This is a genomic window from Mycobacterium sp. E3198 (assembly GCF_001667015.1).
GTDB lineage: Bacteria > Actinomycetota > Actinomycetes > Mycobacteriales > Mycobacteriaceae > Mycobacterium.
Genome location: NZ_LZIS01000224.1, coordinates 13,026 through 34,179 on the forward strand (window position 1 = coordinate 13,026; position 21,154 = coordinate 34,179).

Sequence of the window (21,154 nt, forward strand, 5' to 3'; positions counted from 1 at the left end):
GGAACGGATTCAGCTGCCGGCGGCGGCGCGGCGCGGCAACTTCCAACCGGGACGCACGAAGTGGCAGGTGTACCCGTTGGGGTAGCGCTGCAGGTAGTCCTGGTGCTCGGGCTCGGCCTCCCAGAAATCGCCGGCCGGGCTGACCTCGGTCACCACCTTGCCGGGCCATAGGCCCGACGCCTCGACGTCGGCGATGGTGTCCAGCGCGATGCGCTTCTGTTCGTCGTCGACATAAAAGATGGCCGACCGGTAACTGGCTCCCACGTCGTTGCCCTGGCGGTCTTTCGTTGTCGGATCGTGGATCTGGAAGAAGAACTCCAGCAGCGTGCGGTAGTCGGTGACGGCCGGGTCGTAGACGATTTCGACGGCCTCGGCGTGCGTGCCGTGATGGCGGTAGGTCGCGTTGGGGACGTCGCCACCGCTGTATCCCACCCGCGTCGAAACCACGCCGGGCTGCCTGCGGATCAAGTCCTGCATGCCCCAGAAACAGCCGCCGGCGAGAATCGCCTTGTCATACCCCGCCATGCCTGTCCTCCTCGCCGTCCAGTGAGACCGCCTCCGATTATCCCCCATCGTCGGCGCGCCCACCGGAGTCGCTGGTGAGAGCGACGGCATCGCGCGCCGAGCGTGCAACTGCTGCGAAAAATCGGCGAAAAACTCGCAGCAGTTTCACGTTCGGCGTGGGGCCCGAGAAGCGGCGGTCCGGGCCGCGGGGCGTCGACCCTCGACAAATGTCAATAGAACGTGTTCTAGTTTCGGCATGACTACGCCAACGTTCTCCCGTAGCGAACTGGCTTCCGCGTTCGAGAAGTTTGAGGCGACGGTCGCCCGGGCCGCCGAAACCAGGGACTGGGACGCCTGGGTCGAGCAGTACACGCCCGACGTCGAATACATCGAGCACGCCGCGGGCACCATGCGCGGACGCGATGAGGTGCGCGAGTGGATCAAGCAGACGATGACGACGTTCCCCGGCAGCCACATGGTCGCGTTCCCGACGTTGTGGTCGGTCATCGACGAGTCCACCGGACGGGTCATCCTCGAGCTGGACAACCCCATGCGCGATCCGGGCGACGGCAGCGTCATCAGCGCGACCAACATCACGATCATCACGTACGCCGGTGACGGCCAGTGGAGCCGCGAAGAGGACATCTACAACCCGCTGCGCTTCCTGCGCGCGGGGCTGAAGTGGTGCCAGAAGGCCCAAGCCCTGGGCACGCTCGACGAGGACGCCGCGCGCTGGATGCAGCAATACGGAGGGGCTTAAGTGAACACCAAACCCAAGCTGGTCATCGGCGCCAACGGCTTCCTGGGTTCGCATGTGACCCGCCAGCTTGTCGCCGACGGTCACGAAGTGCGGGCCATGGTGCGCGCGACCGCCAACACCCGCGCGATCGACGATCTCGAGCTCAGTCGCTTCCAGGGCGACGTGTTCGACACCGACACTGTGCGTGAGGCGATGGACGGCGTGGACGACGTCTACTACTGCGTCGTCGACACCCGCGCCTGGTTGCGCGACCCGTCCCCGCTGTTCCGCACCAACGTCGAGGGCCTGCGCAACGTCCTCGACGTCGCCATCAAGGAACCGGGCCTGCGCAGGTTCGTCTTCACCAGCACCTACGCGACAGTGGGGCGGCGACACGGTCACGTGGCGACCGAAGAAGACATCATCGACCCGCGCGGCCTCACGCCCTATGTCCAATCCCGGGTCCAAGCCGAAGACCTCGTGATGCGATACGTGACCGAAGCCGGGCTGCCCGCCGTCGCGATGTGCGTCTCGACGACGTACGGCAGCGGGGACTGGGGAGGCACCCCGCACGGCGCCTTCATCGCCGGCGCGGTGTTCGGCAAGCTGCCCTTCCTGATGAACGGCATCCGGCTGGAGGTCGTCGGGGTCGACGACGCCGCCCGGGCCATGATTCTGGCGGCCGAGCGCGGCCGTATCGGCGAGCGATACCTGGTCTCCGAGCGGATGTTCGCGCTGAACGACGTCGTGCGGATCGCGGCCGACGAGGCCGGCGTGCCACCGCCGCAACGTGCGATCTCGGTGCCGGTGCTCTACGCCCTTGCCGCGGCGGGCACCCTGCGGGCCCGGCTCACCGGCAAGGACTCCGAGCTCAGCCTCAAGTCGGTGCGAATGATGCGCGCCGAGGCGCCCGTCGACAGCGGGAAGGCGAAGCGCGAGTTGGGCTGGCAGCCGCGCCCGGTGGAGGAGTCCATCCGCGAGGCGGCCCGGTTCTGGGCCGCTTTAAAGGGCGCGCAGGACCCTCGAAAAGACAGCACAGCCCGGACCGAGTAGGAGGGCTGATCGGGAAGCGTTGGACGCGGGCTGTTGTTGCACGGTCTATCCGCGTCCGAGGAGGAACCATGAGCCACCCCGAAATCAAGGAACCCAGTGCCGGGCATCCGATCACCATCGAGCCCACGAAGGGCCGGGTCCAGGTCCGCGTCAACGGCGAACTCGTCGCCGACACCACCGCGGCGTTGGAGTTGCGTGAGGCGACTTTGCCTGCTGTGCAATACATTCCGATGGCAGACGTGGTGGGCGACCGGCTGACCCGCACCGACACCAGCACCCACTGCCCGTTCAAGGGCGACGCCAGCTACTACAGCGTGACGACGTCGGCCGGCGACACCGTCAACGACGTGATCTGGACGTACGAGCAGCCCTACCCCGCCGTCGCGGCGATCGCGGGCCACGTCGCCTTCTATCCCAACAAGGCGGAGATCAGCGTCTCGGCTCAGTAGGGCGTCCAGCCGGGAAGCGCAGCCTCGTGCGCCCGGGTATCGCTGTATAGGCGCATCGCGACGATCAGGCCATCGCGGGTGTCGAAAATGCACACGAACGGGCTGTCGTATCCGACGCCGCCGACCGTGGTCCCACTGGCGTGGGCCTCGACGACGACCGTGTCTCCCTCGTTGACACAACGGACCAAGTCGATGGTGAGCTCGAGGTTCTGTTTGCGTCGCTCGATCGCACGCCGAAACGTTTCCTTGTCGCACGCCGTGCGCGTGGCCAGGGTCCAGTAGGTGAAGTCGTCGCTGAGCAGCGCAAAGCCCTCATCGAGGTCCCCGCCCTCGCTCGTGCTCTGCAGGAACATCCAGGCCAGTTCGCCCTGCGGGTCATCGAACGGCGTCGCCACATCGCAATATTGTCTTGGCACACGGTTGGCGGTCAATCGGGGTGTTCCGGAAAGGATCTCGTGGAGAGCGCGCGCACGGTCACGTTTCCCGGGGCTGCCAGCTTCGGGCACACCCTGGCGCCGCTGCGCCGGGGACCCCGAGATCCGTGCTTCCGGATGCCCGGCGACGGCGCCATCTGGCGGACCAGCCTGCTCCCCACCGGGCCGGTCACCGCACGGATCACCCGCGCGGCGGCCAACGCCGCCCATTGCGTCGCGTGGGGCGACGGCGCGGAGCAATTCATCGACATGCTGCCGGCGATGCTGGGCGCCGACGACGACGCCTCGAACTTCGTGCCGCGCGATCCGACGGTCGCCGCCGCGCACCGGCGGGTCCCCCACTTGCGGCTGGGCCGTACCGGACTGGTGCTGGAAGCCTTGATCCCGGCGATCATCGAGCAGCGGGTGCCCGGCGCCGACGCGTTTCGGTCGTGGCGTCTGCTGGTGTCCAAGTACGGCACGCCGGCGCCCGGCCCGGCCCCGGACGGGATGCGGGTGCCGCCGTCGGCCGAGGCGTGGCGGCACATCCCGTCATGGGAGTTTCACCGCGCCAACGTGGATCCCGGGCGAGCGCAGGCCGTGGTGGGCTGCGCGCGCCGCGCGTCCTCGTTGGAACGACTGGTGTCGCGGTCGGCGGAGGAGGCTCGCCGAGCGCTGACGTCCCTGCCGGGCATCGGTGAGTGGACCGCCGCGGAGACCGCGCAGCGCGCGTTCGGTGACGCCGATGCCGTGTCGGTGGGCGACTATCACGTGCCCAAGATGATCGGCTGGACCCTGCTCGGCCGCCCGGTCGATGACGCGGTGATGCTCGACCTGCTCGAACCGATGCGACCGCACCGCCACCGTGTGGTTCGGCTCCTCGAGGCCAGCGGGCTGGCCTACGAACCGCGCCGGGGGGCGCGGCTGCCGGTGCAGCACATCAGCGAGCTTTAGCCCGGGTTTCCGGCAACGGCCATCGGGTAACCCACCGGGGAGACGTGATGTGCGCGAACCAGGGAGGGATCGATGACGCAGTTCACCATTCCGGGACTGACCGACAAACAGGCGGCGCGGCTTACCGAATTGCTGCAAAAGCAACTGAGTACCTACAACGACCTCCACCTGACGCTGAAGCACATTCACTGGAACGTGGTGGGCCCCAACTTCATTGGCGTACACGAGATGATCGACCCGCAGGTGGAGGCGGTCCGCGGGTTTGCCGACGACGTCGCCGAGCGGATCGCCGCCCTGGGGGCGTCACCGCAGGGCACCCCGGGAGCGATCCTGAAGGACCGCACCTGGGATGACTACTCGGTCGGCCGCGACTGCGTCCAGGCGCACCTGGCCGCGCTGGACCTGGTCTACACCGGCGTCATCGAAGACATCCGCAAATACATCGAGGAGACCGAGGAACTCGACCCCGTCACCCAGGACCTGCTGATCGACCAGGCGGGGCACCTGGAGAAGTTCCAGTGGTTCGTCCGGGCACACCTGGAGAGCGCCGGCGGCAAGCTGACGCACGAGGGCTCGTCCACCGAACGGGACGCCGCCAGCAGCGCGCGCAGCGCCTCCTAGCTCGCCGCCGAATCCGCCTGGTTCGCGGCGCCCGCGCCGTTACTGGGCACCAGAATGTTGATCCGGTCACCGGCGGCCAGCACGACACCGGCGTCCGCGTCGACGAGCTGGCGGTTCTGCAGCACCGACACCGGGAAGTGACCGGCCGGCAGCTCCAGCTCGCCGACGAGCCGGCCGACGGCGACCGAGTCGGGGGCCAGGGTGTGTTCGACGATCTGGTAACCGGCGAGCTGGCTGTGGGGGTCGTGCTCTGCGGTCGCAGTACGCGGATAGGCCCATTCAGCGGCTTGGTGGCTGGCGGCGATGTCGGGTTGCACGTCGGCCAGGTAGGCATCGACGGCGCGGAGCACATTCTGGTTGGTGAGCCACCCTTGGACGTGCCGGGCCTCGGTGTCGATGACCGGAAGCCCGTCGCGACCGTAGAGGACGAGCTGCCGAAGCGCTTGGGCCAGGCTGTCGTTGGCGAACAGCGCCTGCGGTTCGCGGACTCGCGTGACCGGGCCGAGCAGCGTCGTCCAGTCCCGTTCGGCGTCGCCGGCTTGGCCCGCGAGGTCGAGCGGAGCGCTGAACGGGTGCATCGCGTCGGCCGCGGTCAGGTTGGCAAACGCATGGGTCGGGGTCGGGCGCTCGATGTCGATGCCGCGGCGCAGCAGCTTGGTGGTGTAGATGGTGCCGTAGGACAGCGCGCGGGAGACGGTCGTGCCCACGGCGACGGCCAACATGACCGGCAGCGTCAGGGTGAAGTCCCCGGTCATCTCCACCGTGCTTGCCAGTGCGGTGAGCGGCGCCCTTGCGGCCGACGCGAACACGGCGCCCATGCCGACGATGGCGTAGAGCGCGGGCTCTCCCGCCCCGGGGCCGATGAGCTGATGGACGATCAACCCGAAGGCCATGCCCGAAGTGGCGCCGACGAACAACGACGGCGCGAACACGCCGCCTGAGCCGCCGATGCCGATGGTCAGGCTGCAGGCCAGCATCTTGCCGGCGGCGAGTATCAGCAGGAACCACAGCGCGTAGTGACCGGCGAAGGCGGCGTACATCACCGGATAGCCGACTCCGTACAGCTGTGGCACCGCGAGCAACAGCAGGCCCAGCACGAGGCCGCCCACCGCCGGCCGCGCCCAGTCAGGGCGTTGACCCCAGATGCGGTCGCAGAGATCCTCGGTTTTGTACAACACGTTTTTGAACAGGACCCCGATCGCGCCGGCGATCGCCGCCAGCAGGGCTATCAACAGGTAGTTGGCGATGTGGTCCAACGCGATACCGGTGGGCAGTTGGGTGAGGAAAGGAGCGGAGCCGAAGAACACCCGCGAGATGACGTCGGCGACCATCGCCGACAGCATGATCGTGAAGATCGCTTCGACAGAGAGCTCCCGCAGGATCAGCTCCACGGCAAAGAACACGCCGGTGATGGGGGCGTTGAACGTCGCCGAAATGCCGCCGGCCGCACCACACGCCACCAGCACGCGGAGCCGGTTCTCCGGCATCCGCACCCACTGGCCCATGCTGGACGCCAGCGCCGCTCCGATCTGCACGATGGGGCCCTCGCGACCGACCGACCCGCCACTGCCGATGCACAGCGCAGACGCGAGCGCTTTGACGACCGTGACCTGGGGACGGATGCGACCGCCGTTTTCGGCCACCGCGATCATGACCTCCGGCACGCCGTGGCCCCTGGCTTCGCGGGCGAAGCGGGAGATCAACGGACCGTAGAGCAACCCGCCGATGACCGGGATTGCCACGAAGAATCCGATTCCCAACCACGGCAGGTGGTCGCTGCCCACCCACCCCTGCTGGCCGAACTCGTCGTGGCCGGTCGCCAGCCAGGTGAAGCCATAGATCAGGTAGCGGAACGCCGCCGCGCCGAGTCCGGCTCCGAGCCCGACCACGACCGCCAGGCAGAACAACCCCAGGCGGTTTGCTCGCAGCCAGCCGGCTACGCGCCCCAGTGTGTTGGACACCATCGAGTCACCTTCCCGCGATCGACCTTCTCGCTTTGCACCATCTCAGGTGGGGCGTGCTACGGCGACCCTGCACCTCAGCAAATATTGCTTTATAAAACAATTGCTGGCTCCTAAACATAGCGAGTCGGGGTGGAGCGATCGCGGGCCACCGCCCATCAGCGACCCGAGGAATAAACGGACCCTGGTCCGGTTATATGTGGCAGCTCTTATCGAAGGAGGTTGACGTGCCCGCAGTGACCGCAGACACGCTCACGTTGCCGCGCATCGGCGCCGCAGGCCCCGGCGAGACCCAGCGGCCGGTCCGATCGATCACCACGGGCCCGCGAGGCTACGAGGGCGAGGGTTTCCCGGTCGTCCGCGCATTCGCCGGGGTCAGCGCGGCCGCCCTGGATCCCTTTGTGCACATGGACCAGATGGGCGAGGTCGAATACCAGCCGGGCGAGCCCAGGGGCACCGATTGGCATCCGCACCGCGGCTTCGAAACTGTGACCTACATGATCGACGGCAAATTCGCGCACCAGGACTCCCACGGCGGCGGCGGCCTAATCGCCGATGGTGCGACGCAATGGATGACGGCCGGATCGGGCATCCTGCACATCGAAACCCCGCCGGCCGAACTGGTGGATGGCGGTGGCGTCTTCCACGGCATCCAGCTGTGGGTGAATTTGCCGAAGAGGGACAAATTCGCGCCGCCCCGGTATCAGGCGATCGAGGGCGCCGACGCCGCACTGCTCGCCTCGGACGACGGCGGGGCCCTGGTCCGCATCATCGCGGGCACCATCGACGGCCACCGCGGCCCCGGCATCACGCACACGCCGATCACGCTGGCGCACGCGACGATTGCGAATGGTGCCCGGCTGGATATTCCATGGCGGCGCGATTTCAATGCGCTGGTGTACGTGCTTTCCGGGAGCGGATACGTCGGTCCCGTCGCCCACCCGATCCGCTCGGGCCAATTGGCCGTGCTCGGGCCCGGCGATCGGATTACCGTGGGCGCCCATCGGGAGCCAATTGATGTGCTGCTGCTGGGCGGGCGGCCGATTCGCGAACCGGTATTCCACTACGGGCCTTTCGTGATGAACAGTCGCGCGGAATTGGTCGAGGCGCTGGAGGACTACCAGGCTGGAAAGTTTGGCACCATTCCGCCAAATGCTTTAATGCCGCACCATGGCGGTGGCACAATTTAGCAATGTCGGCAACGCCGAGTCGCAGGCCAGGGCGCCCGCCTGCCGCCAAGGCGGACGAGACACGTCAACGCATAATCCAGGCCGCTCGTCTGGTGTTCAGCGAACGTGGCTATGACGGCGCGACGTTTCAGGCGATCGCGGCCCAGGCCGACCTGACCCGGCCCGCGATCAACCACTACTTCTCCAGCAAACGGGTGCTGTTCCGCGAGGTGCTGGATGAAACGAACAAATTCGTCATCGGGGCCGGCATCAAACAGGCGGAGCGCGAGACCACTCTGATCGGGCGGCTCACGGCGTTCATCTCGGCCGCGGTGCGTGCCAATTCCGAAAATCCCGCCGGATCGGCGTTCTTAATCACCGCCGTGCTGGAATTCCAGCGGCACCCGGAATTGCGGCCGGCCGACAACGATTCCGTGACGCTCAGTCGCGATTTTCTGACGCGCGTCGTCAACGATGCGATCGAGCGCGGCGAGGTCATCCCCGGTACCGACCCGTCGGCCTTGGTCGAGACGCTGCTCGTCGTGATCTGCGGCGTCGGCCTCTACGCCGGCTATGTCCGCAGCTACCAGGCGATGTTGGGCGTCACCGGCATGCTGCGTCAGCTTTTGGAGGGCGCTCTCTGGCGCCCCGAGACCTGACCGGCCAGCGCCGATCCAAGCAGTGAACTTGCGCACAAAGCGTATAGGCTAACTAACTTACTCGGTAGCATGGTTCGGGTCATGACTGATCTGGACGCCTCCTTACCGCCTTCGTTACGGACCGCCGGTGACAGCTGGGCGATCACCGAACTGGTCGGCGCCACCGCGTTGGGCGTTGCCGCGGCGCGTGCGGTCGAGACGTCCGGGGCCGCTCCGCTGATCCGCGACGAGTTCGCCCGCCCGTTGGTGTCGTCGGCCGGCCCGGCCTGGGCCCGGCTGGCCGACCCCGAGCTGGCCTGGCTGGACGGCGATCCGCACGGGCAGCGCGCGCATCGGATCGGGATCGACTACCAGGCGGTGCGCACGCATTTCTTCGATGAGTACTTCGAGGACGCCGTCCGCGCGGGGATTCGGCAGGTCGTGATCTTGGCGGCCGGGCTCGATTCGCGGGCCTACCGGTTGAATTGGCCGCCGGGCACCGCGGTGTACGAGATCGACCAGCCCAAGGTGCTGGAGTACAAGACCGGAATTCTCGAGCAGCAGGGCGCGGCCCCCAGCGCGAGCAGGCGCCCCGTTGCGATCGACCTGCGCGACGACTGGCCCGCGGCCCTGACCGCCGCCGGGTTCGACCGCACCCAACCGACGGCGTGGCTGGCGGAGGGCCTGCTGCCCTACCTGCCCAGCGACGCCCAGGACCGGCTGTTCGAGATGTTCACCGCTCTCAGCGCGCCCGGCAGCCAGGTCGCCGTCGAGGTGTTCGGCATGAATTCGCGTAGCAACTCGCAGCGCTGGCTGCGCATGCGGGAGCGGCTCGGCCTGGACGTCAACGTCCAGGCGTTGACCTTCCACGAACCCGACCGCACGGATGCCGTCCGGTGGCTGTCCGACCACGGCTGGCAGGTCAGCGCCGTGGACAACCGCGACGAGATGGCCCGCTTGGGCCGATCGGTTCCCGACGACCTGGCCGACGAGGCCGTCCGCAGCACCTTGCTGCGAGCGCGCCTCGGCCAGCCGAACACCTGATAGAGGAGCAACCCGATGAGCTCACTGCGCACCCACGACGACACCTGGGACATCAAGACCAGCGTCGGCAGCACCGCGGTCATGGTGGCCGCCGCCCGCGCCGTCGAAACCGAGCGGCCGGACGCGCTGATCCGCGACCCGTACGCCAAGCTCCTGGTCACCAGCTCCGGCGCCGGGGTCCTGTGGGAGGCCATGCTCGACCCCGAGATCGCCGCCAGGGTCGAAGCGCTCGACGAGGATTCCGCGGCCCACCTGCACCACATGCGCGGCTACCAGGCCGTGCGGACGCACTTCTTCGACACCTACTTCAACGACGCGGTCGCCGCCGGGATCCGCCAGGTCGTGATCCTGGCGTCGGGCCTCGACTCCCGCGCCTACCGGCTGGACTGGCCGGCCGGCACCACGGTCTACGAGCTCGACCAGCCCGAGGTGCTGGCCTACAAATCCGGCACGCTGGCCGACAACGGCGTGACGCCGTCCGCCGATCGCCGCGAGGTCGCCATCGACCTGCGTCAGGACTGGCCGGCGGCGCTGCGTGCCGCGGGCTTCGACCCGACCCAGCGCACCGCGTGGCTGGCCGAGGGGCTGTTGATGTATCTGCCCGCCGAGGCCCAGGACCGGTTGTTCACCCTGATCGGCGAGCTGAGCCCGGCCGGCAGCCGGGTCTCGGCCGAGACCGCGCCCAACCACGCCGAAGAACGGCGACAGCAGATGCGGGAACGCTTCAAGAAGGTGGCCGACGAGATCGGGCTCGAGGAGACCGTCGACGTCGGCGAGCTGATGTACCGCGACGAAAACCGCGCGGACGTGACCCAGTGGCTCAACCAACACGGCTGGCGCGCGACGGCGGAGCACTCGGTCGACGCGATGCGCCGGCTGGGCCGCTTCATCGAGAATGTCCCGCTGGCCGACGACAAGGACGCGTTCTCCGACTTCGTCGTCGCGGAACGGTTGTAGATGCCGCGCACCGCGGACGACTCCTGGGACATCGCCACCAGCGTCGGGGCGACCGCGGTCATGGTCGCGCTGGCCCGTGCCGCCGAGACGGCCAGCGCCGAGCCGCTGATCCGCGACCGGTTCGCCGAGGTGCTGGTGTCCACTCCCGAACTCGAGGGGGTTCGGGAGCAGGTCGCCGCCTGGTGGACGCCGGACCCGGACGATGCGGCCGCGGACTTCACCGTCGACTCCAGGCACATGATCAATTACCAGGCGGTGCGGACCCATTTCTTCGACGCGTACTTCGCCGATGCGGTGGCGGCCGGCGTTCGCCAAGTGGTGATCCTCGCCGCCGGCCTGGACTCGCGCGCCTACCGGCTGGACTGGCCTGCCGGCACCGTCGTCTACGAGATCGACCTGCCCAAGGTGCTGCAGTACAAGGCCCGGACGCTGGGCGCCCACGGGGCCGCCCCGGTCGTCGACCGGCGGCCGGTGCCGGTGGACCTTCGCCACGATTGGCCGCAGGCGCTGCGCGACGCCGGTTTCGACGCGACGGGCCCGACCGCCTGGTTGGCCGAGGGGTTGCTGCCGTTCCTCCCGGCGGCCGCGCAGGGGGCCATGTTCGCCTCCATCGACAGGCTGAGCGGACCCGGCAGCCGGGTGGCGGTCGAAATCTTCGGGGTCGACCGGGAAAAGCGTCGCGAGGCGGAGCGGAGGTGGCAGGAATTGCGCGCCAGGCGCGAAGCGCGCGGCCAGGACACCTCGTTCAATCCCTTCGACCTGTGGTTTGACGACGAGGGCCGCCCCGACTGCGCGGACTGGTTCGCCGCGCACGGCTGGACGACCCGCGCGACGAGCGCGCTCGACGAGGGGCTGCGGCTGGGCCGCGCGCCACAGTCGGAGGACAGGCCGTTCACGAACAGCTTTGTGACGGCCGCCAAAGCCTGACCCGAAACGCCGCCCGCCGGATGCTGATCCGGGTGGGGCGGATCCTTCCTACGGCTCTCCCAACCGGATGGTTAGGATCGCGGTTAACGCCGATGAGCGGCCACCCGCATTGCAGCGGGCAACTCTGCTCGGGAAGGACAACGATGACCACCGAATCGGTTGCACCGAAGACATCGGAATCCCAGAACGGTGCGGCAGCTCAGCCCGTCGATATCCCCCTCACGGTGGCTCGGCTGCGCAAGACCTTCGCGACCGGCCGCACCCGCGACGTCGAGTGGCGCAGGCGGCAGTTGCTGCAGCTGGCGAAGTTGATGGAAGAGAACGAGGCGGCCATCTCCGCCGCTCTCGCCGAGGACCTGGACCGCAGCCCGTTCGAGTCGTTCATCGCCGACATTGCGACGACGGCCGGGGAGGCGAAGTTCGCAGCCAAGCGGGTCCGCCGGTGGACGCGCCGCCGCTACCAGCTGCTGGAGGTGCCGCAGCTTCCCGGCCGCGGCTGGATCGAATACGAGCCCTACGGCACGGTGCTGATCATCGGCGCGTGGAATTACCCCTTCTATCTGACGTTGGGCCCGGCGGTCGGCGCGATCGCCGCGGGAAACGCCGTCATCCTCAAACCATCGGAAATCGCCGCGGCGTCCGCCCACCTGATGGCCGAGTTGGTGCCGCGCTACCTCGACAACGACGCGATCGCCGTGGTCGAAGGCGACGGTTCGGTGAGCCAGGAGCTCATCGCCCAGGGCCTGGACCGGGTGCTGTTCACCGGGGGCACCGAGATCGGCCGCAAGGTGTACGAGGGCGCTGCACCCCACCTGACCCCGTGCACGCTGGAGCTCGGCGGCAAGAGCCCGGTGATCGTGGCGGAGGACGCCGACGTGGAAGTCGCGGCCAAGCGGATCGCCTGGATGAAGCTGCTCAACGCCGGGCAGACGTGCGTCGCACCGGATTATGTGTTGGCGGACGCGAAGATTCGCGACGAGCTGGTCAGCAAGATCGGCGCCGCCATCACGAAGTTCACGTCGGACAAGCCCAACGGAATGCGGATCGTCAACCAGCGCCAGTTCGACCGCATCAGCGGCTACCTCTCCGGTGCCGACGGCAAGGTCGTCGTCGGTGGCGAGTGCGACCCGTCGAGCCTGCGGATCCAGCCGGCGGTCGTCGTCGACCCCGACCCGGACGGCCCGCTGATGCAGAACGAGATCTTCGGGCCCGTGCTGCCCGTGATCACCGTCCAATCCCTGGACGACGCAATACGTTTCGTCAACTCGCGGCCCAAGCCGCTGTCCGCCTACCTGTTCACCAAGACGCGCGAGACCCGCGAGCGGGTGATCAAGCAGGTGCCGGCCGGCGGCATGCTGGTCAACCACCTGGCCTTCCAGGTGTCGACGGCCAAGCTGCCCTTCGGCGGCGTCGGCGCCTCCGGCATGGGCGCCTACCACGGCCGCTATGGCTTCGAGGAGTTCAGCCACCGCAAGTCGGTGCTGACCAAGCCCACCCGGCCGGACCTGTCGAAGTTCATCTACCCGCCGTACACCGCGCGAGCCTTCAAGATGGCTCGCAGAATGTTCTGACACCACCTAATTCCCTTATCACCCAAGTCCTTTGAACACCGAGAGAGGAACCTGATGCCCGGAGTGCAGGATCGCGTCATCGTCGTCACCGGAGCCGGTGGGGGATTGGGCCGTGAGTACGCCCTCACCCTGGCCCGCGAGGGCGCCAGCGTCGTCGTCAATGACCTCGGTGGGGCCCGCGACGGCACCGGCGCCGGCCACAACATGGCCGACGAGGTGGTCAAGGAGATCAAGGACGCGGGCGGCCGGGCGGCCGCCAACTACGACAGCGTCGCGGACCCCGAGGGCGCCGAGAACATGGTCAAGACCGCGCTCGACGAATTCGGCGCCGTGCACGGCGTGGTGAGCAACGCGGGGATCCTGCGCGACGGCACGTTCCACAAGATGACGTCAGAGAACTGGGACGCCGTGCTCAAGGTGCACCTCTACGGCGGATACAACGTGATCCGCGCCGCCTGGCCGCATTTCCGGGAGCAGAGCTACGGCCGCGTGGTCGTCGCGACCTCCACCAGCGGCCTGTTCGGCAACTTCGGGCAGACCAACTACGGCGCGGCCAAGCTCGGCCTGGTCGGCCTGATCAACACGCTGGCGCTGGAGGGGGCCAAGTACAACATCAAGGCGAATGCGATCGCCCCGATCGCGGCCACCCGGATGACCGAGGACATCCTGCCGAAGGAGGTGCTCGAGAAGCTCACCCCGGAGTATGTCGCACCGGTGGTCGCCTACCTGTGCACCGAGGAATGCCCGGACAGCGCATCGGTTTTCGTCGTCGGCGGCGGCAAGGTGCAGCGAGTCGCGCTCTTCGAGAACCAGGGCCTCAACTTCGACAAGCCACCGTCAGTGGACGACATCGCCTCGCACTGGACTGAAATCTCCGACCTGTCCTCAGCGCAAAAGGCCGGCTTCAAGCTGTAGGGGCCATGAAAGCCTGCGTGGTGCAAGAGCTGTCCGGTCCGGACGGCATGGTCTTCACCGACATCGAGGACGTCACCGAGGACGGCAACCACGTCGTCATCGACGTCCGCGCCGCCGGGGTGTGCTTTCCCGATCTGCTGCTGGCCAAGGGCGAGTATCAGCTGAAGCTGCCCCCGCCGTTCGTGCCCGGCATGGAAGCCGCGGGTGTGGTGCGTTCGGCGCCGGCGGGGTCGGGTTACCGGGTGGGCGAGCGGGTTTCGGCGTTCGGCATCCTGGGCGCCTACGCCGAGCAGGTGGCCGTTCCGGTGCCCAACGTGATGCGCAGCCCCGCGGAACTGGATGACGCCGAAGCGGTTTCGCTGCTGGTCAACTACAACACCATGTACTTCGCGCTGGCCCGCCGCGCCGCGATGCGGCCGGGCGATACGGTCCTGGTGCTGGGCGCCGCCGGCGGGGTGGGCACGGCGGCGATCCAGGTCGCGCAGGCTATGGGCGCGAAAAAGGTGCTGGCCGTCGTGCACCGCGAGGCCGCGACGGACTATGTCGCTTCCCTGGGCGCCGACCTGGTGGTGCCGCTGGCCGACGGCTGGGCCGACCGGGTGCGTGACTACACCCAGGGCCGCGGGGTCGACATCGTCGTCGACCCCATCGGCGGCCCGGCCTTCGACGACGCGGTTCGGGTGCTGGCCATCGACGGCAAGCTGCTGGTGATCGGCTTTGCCGCCGGCGGCATCCCCACCGTCAAGGTGAACCGGCTGCTGCTGCGCAACGTCAGCGTGGTGGGCGTTGCGTGGGGCGAGTACCTGAACAAGGTCCCGGGTTCGGCCGCGTTGTTCTCGTGGGGGCTGAGCCAGCTGGTTTTCCTCGGGCTGAAACCGCCTCCGCCGCAGCGTTATCCGCTGTCGGAGGGTGCGGTCGCGCTGCAGAGCCTGGCCGACGGCGGCGTGCTGGGCAAGGTGGTGCTGGAGCCCTGAGGTCGTTTTAGCCGGGCTCCGGCACGGGCTGGTCGAGGAAGGCGTAGTAGATCTCCTTGGCCGCACCCGACATGACTCGGGCCTCGCAACCGCCTGCGAGCGTGCCCAACGCCATGTCGGCGGACACCGGAGCGCCGAACGCGTAGATCAACCCTTCTGCGGGGTGGCCGTCGAGCATCTGCCGCCGCCGACGCTATCGAGAGCGGCCGCGCAATCACATTCGACATCGATCGCCCTCACGCGGTTAGGGCTCGACGGGCACGGCACGTGATCGTAGACCGAATCGTGTCGCTCGGCTCGGGCAATCGCTGTTTCTTCGGGCTGAAACCGCCTCCGCCACAGGGTTATCCGTCGTCGTCGCCGGCCGTGGTCACGCTGCCGACGTTACTGGGGCCCCGGGTTCGGCGTTCCGGTCACGATTGTGTCGAGCGCGTTCTCGATGGTGATGAGTTCGAAGCCGCCCGCGAGTGTGGTCAGGCCGATGTTGGCCGCGATCGGGCGGCCGAACGCATCCATCAGCCCGCCGACGACGTTGCCGTTGAGCGCCTCGTTGATGCCGTCCAAGAACAGGTTGACGTCGTAGGAGGGGAGGGTCACCGCCACGGCGGTCGCGATGTCTGCCGTCGGGAGCAGCGTCGCGTAGGCGGTCGAGAAATCGCTCGTCAGCGTGCCGACGATGTTTGTGTTGGCGGATTCGATCGCCTGGATGATGCCGGTGGGCGTGGTCGGCATCGACGCGGAGGGTGGCAACGTCAGCTGAGCGAATCCCGAAGTGGCGGCCCCGGGAAGGGAGCTCGCCAGGTTCGACAGGTCGTGGCTGAAGGCGCTGACTCCCTGTGCGGTGGCGCCGGGGAAGAGCGACACCAATTCGGTCGTTGCGCTCATCGGCGGCAGGAAGCCGAATGGGGTCTGCACATTGGACGGGCTGGTGGAGAACCCGTAGTTGGGGTCGCCGTAGCCCCAGTTGACGATGAGCTTCAGGTCCGGCTGGATCAGGTCCGCAAGCGGGTTACCGATGACCGGGATCAGCCGCAGCGGCGTCAACAGCGGCAGGTTCTCCGTGGGAATCATGTAGTAATCGGTCAGGCCGTTCGTCGGATCGAGGCTATGCGACCCGGGCAGCAGGAACGCAGAAGCAAGCTGAGAGGCCGTGAGATGCGGATAGGTTCCATGGATGAACACAATGCCCGCGAGTGCGTTCAGGTCGGAGAAAATATCGATCGGGTAGCGCGGGAAGTCGGCGAAGCCGTCGTATTCCAGCGTGAAGATGTTGGTCAGGAAGTCGTTGCTGGGCGTCGAGGCGCCGAAGGTGACACCCAGGCTCGGGAAGCTCAGACCGGGGAAGCGCGCAAGCAGGCCGCCGTTGGGATTGGCCGGATCCCCGAGGAGTTGGAAAAACAGCTGATTCGTGGCCGGGTTGCTCGAACCTATAAAGCCCTCGGCGACGAGTTTCGGCATTTCCAGTGAGGCGACGATCGAGCTCTGTGAGTAGCCCAGAATCGCGGCGGTGCCGCCGCCCGCGCCGGGATGGACCATCAGGTTGATCGCATTGTCGAGCGAGGTGACGCCGCGGGCCAGGGAGATGTCCAGTGTCAGATCTTTGACGCCGGTGAACGGATATAACCCCTCTGCGGTGGTCACAGCGATCGGGTTAATGCCAGCAGGGAGAGTGAAATTGAATGGGGGAGGAGTCAAATAGCGACTGACAACATTGGCGATGTATGTGGAATTAGGCGTCGCGGTGCCGCTGCCGGTCATGATGAAGAACTGGTCGACGAGCGGGTCCCCCGCCGATGGTGGTGCTCCGAATACCGGGCTCGCCGCGCCGGTGAGCCCGAGCGTGCCGGCGATCTGGGCTTCCGCATGCGCGTAGGCGTTTCCGGCGCCCGCCAATGCCGTAACGAACTGACCATGGAACGCGGCCGCCTGCTGCAGCAGCGCCTGGTATTCCTGACCGAACGAGCCGAAGAGCTGCGCGGTGATTGCCGACACCTCGTCTTCGGCCGCTGCCACCACGCTCGTGGTGGAGCCGGCGGCGGCCGCCCGGGCCTCGTTGATCGCCGAGCCGATTGTGGAAGCATCCTGTGCGGCCGTCGCAAAGATTTCGGGCTGCGCAACTAAGGTCGTCATCGCCTCTTCCCTTCCGAACCGAGGGGTACGCTGTTGGCCCCGCCGACGTTGCCAACCCGATGACCAGGCGCGTCGCCGGAACCGGCACGCAGTCAGCTTAGGAGCGATCGCGCGTTTTCGTAGGCATTTCGCGCCGTTGTCTTCGGGCAATCCGCCTGGCGCAGGGCGCGTTAGGGGATGAGGCTCTGGATGTCCTTGATGTTGCTCGACAGCGCCGAAACGATGGTCAGGAATTCGACCCCGCCCGCTACCGTCCCCAACCCGACGTCGGCGGCGATCGGATAGCCGATGGCGTTGATGAGGTTGCCCTGCCCGAGCTGGCTCAGGAAAAGCTCGGAGTCGTAGAAGGGCAACTCGGTGGCGAGGGAGTAGCCGATGTCGGCGGTGGGAAGCACGACGGAGTAGTCGGTCGTGACGATCCTGTTGACGGTGTCGAAAACCTGTTGCGGCGAGGGGAAGTCGGGCGCCGTGGTCGGGCCCGGCGCGGCCGGCAGGGTGAACTGCGGAACGACCGCGGTGGGCTGCGACGCGATCTGCTGCACGTCGAGCGAGAAGTCGTGGATTCCCTGCTGGGTGCCGGCGGCCAGTGCGTTGAACACGGTGCCCGGGTTGACATCCGGGAACAAGCCGAACGGGGTCGGCACGTCCGCGTAGCTCGTGGAGTACCCGAGGGTGGGGTCGGGACCGTAGCCCAGGTTGACCAATACCTTCAGGTCCGGTTGGAGTAGGTCGACCAACGGCTTGCCGATGACCGGGATGGCATCCAGCGGCTTGAGGAGCGGCAGGTCCGCCGTGGGAATCATGTAGTAGCTGGTGTTGCCGGTGTAGCCCGGCGACGTCGGCAACTGGATGGCGTTGTTGACCTGGGTGGGCGTGAGATCCAGGTAGGTGGTGTGAACGAAGACGATGCCCGCGACCGCGTTGAGGTCGGAAAGAATGTTGATCGGGTAGCGCGGGAAGTCGGCGAACCCGTCGTATTCCAGCGTGTAGTTGGCGACGTGGTAGGGCGTGTTGGCGTTCATCGCGGGATAGAAATCCAGCCCCAGTGCGGGCAGCGAGAGGTTCGGGAAGCGTGACAGCATGCCGCCGTTGGGGTTCACCTCGTTGCCGGTCAGCACGAAGTTGAGCATGTTGGCACCGGGTGGGTTCGCACCGAACAGGGACGTGCCGTTGGCGAGGTTCTGCATTTCCAGCGAGGAGATGATCGCGCTCTGCGAGATGCCGAAAACGGTTACCGATTGCCCCTGGTTGTGGATCGCGTTGTAGAGGGTGTTGTCGAGGATCGTCACGCCCTCGGCCACCGACTGATTCAGGGGCAGGCTTTTGACGCCGGTCAGCGGGTACAACTGCTCGGGCGTGTACAGCGCCTGCAGGGCGCCCATCGATTGGACGTAGAGCGCGTTGGCCCGGGTGACGAATGACGGTGATGGGATGGGAACCCCGGTGCCGCCGATGAAATACGACAGCTGGTTGGCCGGGAACGGAGGAATCGTGGCGGCCGGCAGTGGCGCGGCGGGCGCGGCCGCCCCCAGGCCCAGGGTGGCGGCGATGCCGGCCTCGGTCTCCGCGTAGGAGAGTCCGGCGGACGCCAGCGCCTGCTGGAACTGGGTGTGAAACGCCTCGAACTGAGCGACGACGGCCTGATACTCCTTGCCGACCGCGCCGAAGACGTCCGCGATGGCCGCCGACACCTCGTCGCCGGCCGCTGCCGCCACGCCCGAAGTCGGAGCGGCTGCGGCGGCGGTCGCGGCACTGAATGCCGAACCGATCCCCTCGATCTCGGTCGCGACCGTTGCCAGCGCCAGCGGCTCAGCGATCAGATACGACATCGGCCCCATCCTCTCCCGACAACAGACGGACCCCGCCAGCGTAAGGTGCGCCCGCGGTCCTGTCTGGCGTTTGGGTTTCGCGTGCGGCCGGGGGCGGTCGGCTCAGCCCAGCAGGGCGCCGCGCAGGCGCTCGATGTCGGCCTCGGTGATGCCGGCGTCCTTGAGATAGGCGCCCAGCGAACCGAATTCATCGTCGATCGTTTGCCGGGCGGCGGCAAGGTAATCCGGGCGGACGCCGAGCACCCCGTCGGACAGCCGCGCCTCGGTGAAGGTCACCACCTCGGGGGTCAGCTCGGTATCGCCGCGCTGCTGGATCATTTCGTAGATATGCGCGCGAAGCTCGGGCACCGCGTCGTTGCTGCGCAAGAAGTCGGCGACAATGGCGTCGCGATCCACGCCGACGGCCTCGAGCACCGTCGCGATGACGAAGCCGGTGCGGTCCTTGCCCGCGAAGCAGTGCGTCAGCACCGGGCGCCCGGCGGCCAGCAGCGTCACGACACGGCGCAACGCGCGCTGCGCCCCGTTGCGCGTGGGGAATTGGCGGTACTCGTCGGTCATGAAGCGCACAGCGGTCTCGTTCACCGACTCCTCGGAGCCGTCGGACTCGCCCCGCAACAGCCGCTGGAACGCCTCTTCGTGTGGCGCGGCGGCGTCGGCCTCCTGGTCCGACAAGTCGGGCACCGGCAGCAGGTGAATCTCCACGCCGTCGGGCACCAGCCCCGGGCCGCGCCGGGCGACCTCCCGCGACGCGCGCAGGTCGGCGACGTCGGTGACCCCGAGCCGTCGCAGCGTTGCCCGGCCCTCGTCGTCGAGGCGGCTCAGCTCGCCGGACCGGAACAACCGTCCGGGCCGCAGCGCGGCAACACCGTCGGCGACGTCACGAAAGTTCCACGCGCCGGACAGTTCTCGGACGGCTTCAGTCATGCGCGGTGACCGCCGCGGCGAGCCCGGATTTCTCCCGGCCGATCTCGGCGCGCGCGATCGTCCGCATGTGCACCTCGTCGGGCCCGTCAAACAGTCGCATGGCCCGGTGCCAGCCGTACGACCGGGCCAGCACCGTGTCCTCGCTGACGCCGGCGGCGCCGTGCACCTGGATCGCGCGGTCGATGACGTCGCACGCGACTTGTGGTGCCACCGCCTTGATCTGCGAGACCAGCAGGTGCGCGGCGCGGTTGCCGTGCTGGTCGATCGTCCACGCCGCCTTCTCGCACAACAGCCTGGCCTGGTCGATTTCGTTGCGGGACTTGGCGATTGCCTCGCGCACCACGCCCTGCTCGGCCAGTGGACGACCGAACGCCACCCGGTTGTTCGCCCGGTCCACCATGAGGGCCAGCGCGCGCTCGGCGCCGCCGAGCGCGCGCATGCAGTGGTGGATGCGGCCCGGACCCAGCCGGGCCTGGGCGATCGCGAAGCCGCCGCCCTCCTCGCCGAGGAGGTTGGTGACCGGAACGCGGACGTTGTCGTAGATGATCTCGCAGTGCCCGGGCTGGTCCTGGTAGCCGAAGACGGTGGTCGAGCGCACGACGGTCACGCCGGGGGTGTCGATGGGCACCAGCACCATCGACTGCTGCTGGTGGCTGGCCGCCTCCGGGTTGGTGCGGCCCATCACGATGAGGATCTTGCAGCGCGGGTCGGCCGCCCCGGACGTCCACCACTTGCGGCCGTTGATGACGTAGTCGGCCCCGTCGCGCTGGATGGAGGTCTCGATGTTGCGGGCGTCGCTGCTGGCGACCGCCGGCTCGGTCATCGAGAAGGCGCTGCGGATCTCGCCGGCCAGCAGCGGCTCCAGCCACTGCTTGCGCTGCTCCTCGGTGGCGAACAGATGCAGCGTTTCCATGTTGCCGGTGTCCGGCGCGGCGCAATTGAGCGCCTCGGGCGCGATCTCGAGGCTCCAGCCCGTCAGCTCCGCCAGCGGCGCGTACTCGAGGTTCGTCAGGCCCGACTCGGCCGGCAGGAACAGGTTCCACAGGCCCTGCTGTTTGGCCGTGCGTTTGAGTTCCTCGATGACCGGCGGAACGGTGTGGTCATTCGGGCCGGCCTCGTGACGGTATTTGTCGTATTCGGCCTCGGCCGGGAAGACGTTCTCGATCATGAAGTCGGACAGTCGCTTGTGGTAATCGCTGGCTTTGGCCGACATCGCGAAGTCCATGACCGTCACGATAGGACACCGGCGCTGACGCGTCGTTTCAGGTCGCCAGCGTGCGAGACATAAACGGTTGCGAGCTGCGGCGGGGCATTGTCAATCGGTTAGTGCAACATCTGGTCAGGCTGCTTGCTTGAGGAGTTTGGCGAGTCGTTGGGCGGGG

Annotated in this window: 21 protein-coding genes; 13 read left to right on the forward strand and 8 right to left on the reverse strand. The window is 67.6% G+C overall.

The features are described 5' to 3' along the window. Positions 1–9: 9 nt before the first annotated feature. Complete coding sequence (msrA, locus tag A5673_RS23335) at positions 10–525, reverse strand: peptide-methionine (S)-S-oxide reductase MsrA (protein WP_068238137.1); 516 nt, start codon at positions 523–525, stop codon at positions 10–12. Between the two features lie 235 nt (positions 526–760). Between msrA and A5673_RS23340 the strand changes: the two genes are divergently transcribed. The 3 genes from A5673_RS23340 (at position 761) to A5673_RS23350 (ending at position 2,745) form a co-directional block, all read left to right on the forward strand. Further along, positions 761–1,264, forward strand: a complete 504-nt coding sequence (locus A5673_RS23340) for a nuclear transport factor 2 family protein (RefSeq protein ID WP_068238139.1) — start codon at positions 761–763, stop codon at positions 1,262–1,264. After that, positions 1,265–2,296, forward strand: a complete 1,032-nt coding sequence (locus A5673_RS23345) for an NAD-dependent epimerase/dehydratase family protein (RefSeq protein ID WP_068238141.1) — start codon at positions 1,265–1,267, stop codon at positions 2,294–2,296. A gap of 68 nt (positions 2,297–2,364) precedes the next feature. Beyond that, positions 2,365–2,745 carry a DUF427 domain-containing protein gene (locus A5673_RS23350; protein WP_068238143.1) on the forward strand — a complete coding sequence of 127 codons (381 nt, stop codon included), beginning with the start codon at positions 2,365–2,367 and terminating at the stop codon, positions 2,743–2,745. On the opposite strand, the gene A5673_RS23355 is transcribed toward A5673_RS23350, so the two are convergent. Then, entirely contained in the window at positions 2,739–3,140 is a 402-nt protein-coding gene (locus A5673_RS23355) for a nuclear transport factor 2 family protein (protein WP_068238146.1), read from the reverse strand. The genes A5673_RS23350 and A5673_RS23355 overlap by 7 nt on opposite strands. A gap of 60 nt (positions 3,141–3,200) precedes the next feature. Here A5673_RS23355 and A5673_RS23360 point away from each other — a divergent pair, with 60 nt between their 5' ends. Both A5673_RS23360 and A5673_RS23365 read left to right on the forward strand, forming a co-directional pair. Further along, positions 3,201–4,112, forward strand: a complete 912-nt coding sequence (locus A5673_RS23360; RefSeq protein WP_068238148.1) for a DNA-3-methyladenine glycosylase — start codon at positions 3,201–3,203, stop codon at positions 4,110–4,112. Positions 4,113–4,184: 72 nt separating this feature from the next. Next, positions 4,185–4,733 carry a Dps family protein gene (locus tag A5673_RS23365; RefSeq protein ID WP_066917312.1) on the forward strand — a complete coding sequence of 183 codons (549 nt, stop codon included), beginning with the start codon at positions 4,185–4,187 and terminating at the stop codon, positions 4,731–4,733. Here the strand turns inward: A5673_RS23365 and A5673_RS23370 are convergent. Further along, on the reverse strand, positions 4,730–6,697 hold the full coding sequence (locus A5673_RS23370) for a chloride channel protein (RefSeq protein WP_068238150.1): 1,968 nt from the start codon (positions 6,695–6,697) through the stop codon (positions 4,730–4,732). The two genes, A5673_RS23365 and A5673_RS23370, sit on opposite strands and share 4 nt — an antisense overlap. Positions 6,698–6,921: 224 nt before the next feature. Between A5673_RS23370 and A5673_RS23375 the strand changes: the two genes are divergently transcribed. From A5673_RS23375 to A5673_RS23410, 8 genes are all read left to right on the forward strand, one after another. Continuing rightward, positions 6,922–7,884, forward strand: coding sequence for a pirin family protein (locus A5673_RS23375; RefSeq protein WP_068238156.1), 963 nt, complete (start codon positions 6,922–6,924; stop codon positions 7,882–7,884). 2 nt (positions 7,885–7,886) lie between these two features. After that, entirely contained in the window at positions 7,887–8,522 is a 636-nt protein-coding gene (locus A5673_RS23380) for a TetR/AcrR family transcriptional regulator (RefSeq protein WP_068238159.1), read from the forward strand. A gap of 81 nt (positions 8,523–8,603) precedes the next feature. After that, positions 8,604–9,545, forward strand: coding sequence for a class I SAM-dependent methyltransferase (locus A5673_RS23385; protein ID WP_068238161.1), 942 nt, complete (start codon positions 8,604–8,606; stop codon positions 9,543–9,545). A 15-nt stretch (positions 9,546–9,560) separates the two neighbouring features. Then, the gene (locus tag A5673_RS23390; protein ID WP_068238162.1) at positions 9,561–10,502 is read left to right on the forward strand and encodes a class I SAM-dependent methyltransferase; all 942 of its coding nucleotides are present in this window, start codon (positions 9,561–9,563) and stop codon (positions 10,500–10,502) included. Beyond that, on the forward strand, positions 10,503–11,429 hold the full coding sequence (locus A5673_RS23395) for an SAM-dependent methyltransferase (protein WP_068238165.1): 927 nt from the start codon (positions 10,503–10,505) through the stop codon (positions 11,427–11,429). It abuts the gene before it with no gap. Positions 11,430–11,572: 143 nt separating this feature from the next. Continuing rightward, positions 11,573–13,000 carry an aldehyde dehydrogenase family protein gene (locus tag A5673_RS23400; protein ID WP_068238168.1) on the forward strand — a complete coding sequence of 476 codons (1,428 nt, stop codon included), beginning with the start codon at positions 11,573–11,575 and terminating at the stop codon, positions 12,998–13,000. A 54-nt stretch (positions 13,001–13,054) separates the two neighbouring features. Continuing rightward, positions 13,055–13,915, forward strand: coding sequence for an SDR family oxidoreductase (locus A5673_RS23405; RefSeq protein WP_068238173.1), 861 nt, complete (start codon positions 13,055–13,057; stop codon positions 13,913–13,915). Between the two features lie 5 nt (positions 13,916–13,920). Next, positions 13,921–14,889: an NADPH:quinone oxidoreductase family protein gene (locus A5673_RS23410; protein WP_068238178.1), complete on the forward strand. Its 969-nt coding sequence runs from the start codon at positions 13,921–13,923 to the stop codon at positions 14,887–14,889. A gap of 7 nt (positions 14,890–14,896) precedes the next feature. Here A5673_RS23410 and A5673_RS29295 read toward each other — a convergent pair whose 3' ends face one another. The 5 genes from A5673_RS29295 to A5673_RS23430 all read right to left on the reverse strand — a co-directional run bounded on the left by A5673_RS29295 (position 14,897) and on the right by A5673_RS23430 (position 20,985). After that, entirely contained in the window at positions 14,897–15,067 is a 171-nt protein-coding gene (locus tag A5673_RS29295; RefSeq protein WP_156748541.1) for a hypothetical protein, read from the reverse strand. A gap of 206 nt (positions 15,068–15,273) precedes the next feature. After that, positions 15,274–17,019 (reverse strand): PE-PPE domain-containing protein, encoded by a 1,746-nt coding sequence (locus A5673_RS23415; protein WP_068238181.1) that lies wholly within the window; start codon positions 17,017–17,019, stop codon positions 15,274–15,276. A 170-nt stretch (positions 17,020–17,189) separates the two neighbouring features. Next, positions 17,190–18,848, reverse strand: coding sequence for a PE-PPE domain-containing protein (locus A5673_RS23420; protein WP_068238191.1), 1,659 nt, complete (start codon positions 18,846–18,848; stop codon positions 17,190–17,192). A gap of 102 nt (positions 18,849–18,950) precedes the next feature. Further along, complete coding sequence (locus A5673_RS23425) at positions 18,951–19,772, reverse strand: tyrosine-protein phosphatase (protein WP_068238184.1); 822 nt, start codon at positions 19,770–19,772, stop codon at positions 18,951–18,953. Then, a complete protein-coding gene (locus A5673_RS23430) occupies positions 19,765–20,985 on the reverse strand; it encodes an acyl-CoA dehydrogenase family protein (RefSeq protein ID WP_068238194.1) in 1,221 nt (406 codons plus the stop codon). Before A5673_RS23430 ends, A5673_RS23425 begins: the two co-directional genes overlap by 8 nt. Positions 20,986–21,154 lie beyond the last annotated feature (169 nt).

Excerpts from the sequence above, each read along its gene's own strand:
- msrA (WP_068238137.1), bottom strand. The coding sequence starts at position 525 with ATGGCGGGGTATGACAAGGCGATTCTCGCCGGCGGCTGTTTCTGGGGC.
- A5673_RS23340 (WP_068238139.1), top strand. The coding sequence starts at position 761 with ATGACTACGCCAACGTTCTCCCGTAGCGAACTGGCTTCCGCGTTCGAG.
- A5673_RS23350 (WP_068238143.1), top strand. The coding sequence starts at position 2,365 with ATGAGCCACCCCGAAATCAAGGAACCCAGTGCCGGGCATCCGATCACC.
- A5673_RS23365 (WP_066917312.1), top strand. The coding sequence starts at position 4,185 with ATGACGCAGTTCACCATTCCGGGACTGACCGACAAACAGGCGGCGCGG.
- A5673_RS23370 (WP_068238150.1), bottom strand. The coding sequence starts at position 6,697 with ATGGTGTCCAACACACTGGGGCGCGTAGCCGGCTGGCTGCGAGCAAAC.
- A5673_RS23380 (WP_068238159.1), top strand. The coding sequence starts at position 7,887 with ATGTCGGCAACGCCGAGTCGCAGGCCAGGGCGCCCGCCTGCCGCCAAG.
- A5673_RS23385 (WP_068238161.1), top strand. The coding sequence starts at position 8,604 with ATGACTGATCTGGACGCCTCCTTACCGCCTTCGTTACGGACCGCCGGT.
- A5673_RS23390 (WP_068238162.1), top strand. The coding sequence starts at position 9,561 with ATGAGCTCACTGCGCACCCACGACGACACCTGGGACATCAAGACCAGC.
- A5673_RS23395 (WP_068238165.1), top strand. The coding sequence starts at position 10,503 with ATGCCGCGCACCGCGGACGACTCCTGGGACATCGCCACCAGCGTCGGG.
- A5673_RS23400 (WP_068238168.1), top strand. The coding sequence starts at position 11,573 with ATGACCACCGAATCGGTTGCACCGAAGACATCGGAATCCCAGAACGGT.
- A5673_RS23405 (WP_068238173.1), top strand. The coding sequence starts at position 13,055 with ATGCCCGGAGTGCAGGATCGCGTCATCGTCGTCACCGGAGCCGGTGGG.
- A5673_RS23410 (WP_068238178.1), top strand. The coding sequence starts at position 13,921 with ATGAAAGCCTGCGTGGTGCAAGAGCTGTCCGGTCCGGACGGCATGGTC.
- A5673_RS29295 (WP_156748541.1), bottom strand. The coding sequence starts at position 15,067 with ATGCTCGACGGCCACCCCGCAGAAGGGTTGATCTACGCGTTCGGCGCT.
- A5673_RS23415 (WP_068238181.1), bottom strand. The coding sequence starts at position 17,019 with ATGACGACCTTAGTTGCGCAGCCCGAAATCTTTGCGACGGCCGCACAG.
- A5673_RS23420 (WP_068238191.1), bottom strand. The coding sequence starts at position 18,848 with ATGTCGTATCTGATCGCTGAGCCGCTGGCGCTGGCAACGGTCGCGACC.
- A5673_RS23425 (WP_068238184.1), bottom strand. The coding sequence starts at position 19,772 with ATGACTGAAGCCGTCCGAGAACTGTCCGGCGCGTGGAACTTTCGTGAC.
- A5673_RS23430 (WP_068238194.1), bottom strand. The coding sequence starts at position 20,985 with ATGTCGGCCAAAGCCAGCGATTACCACAAGCGACTGTCCGACTTCATG.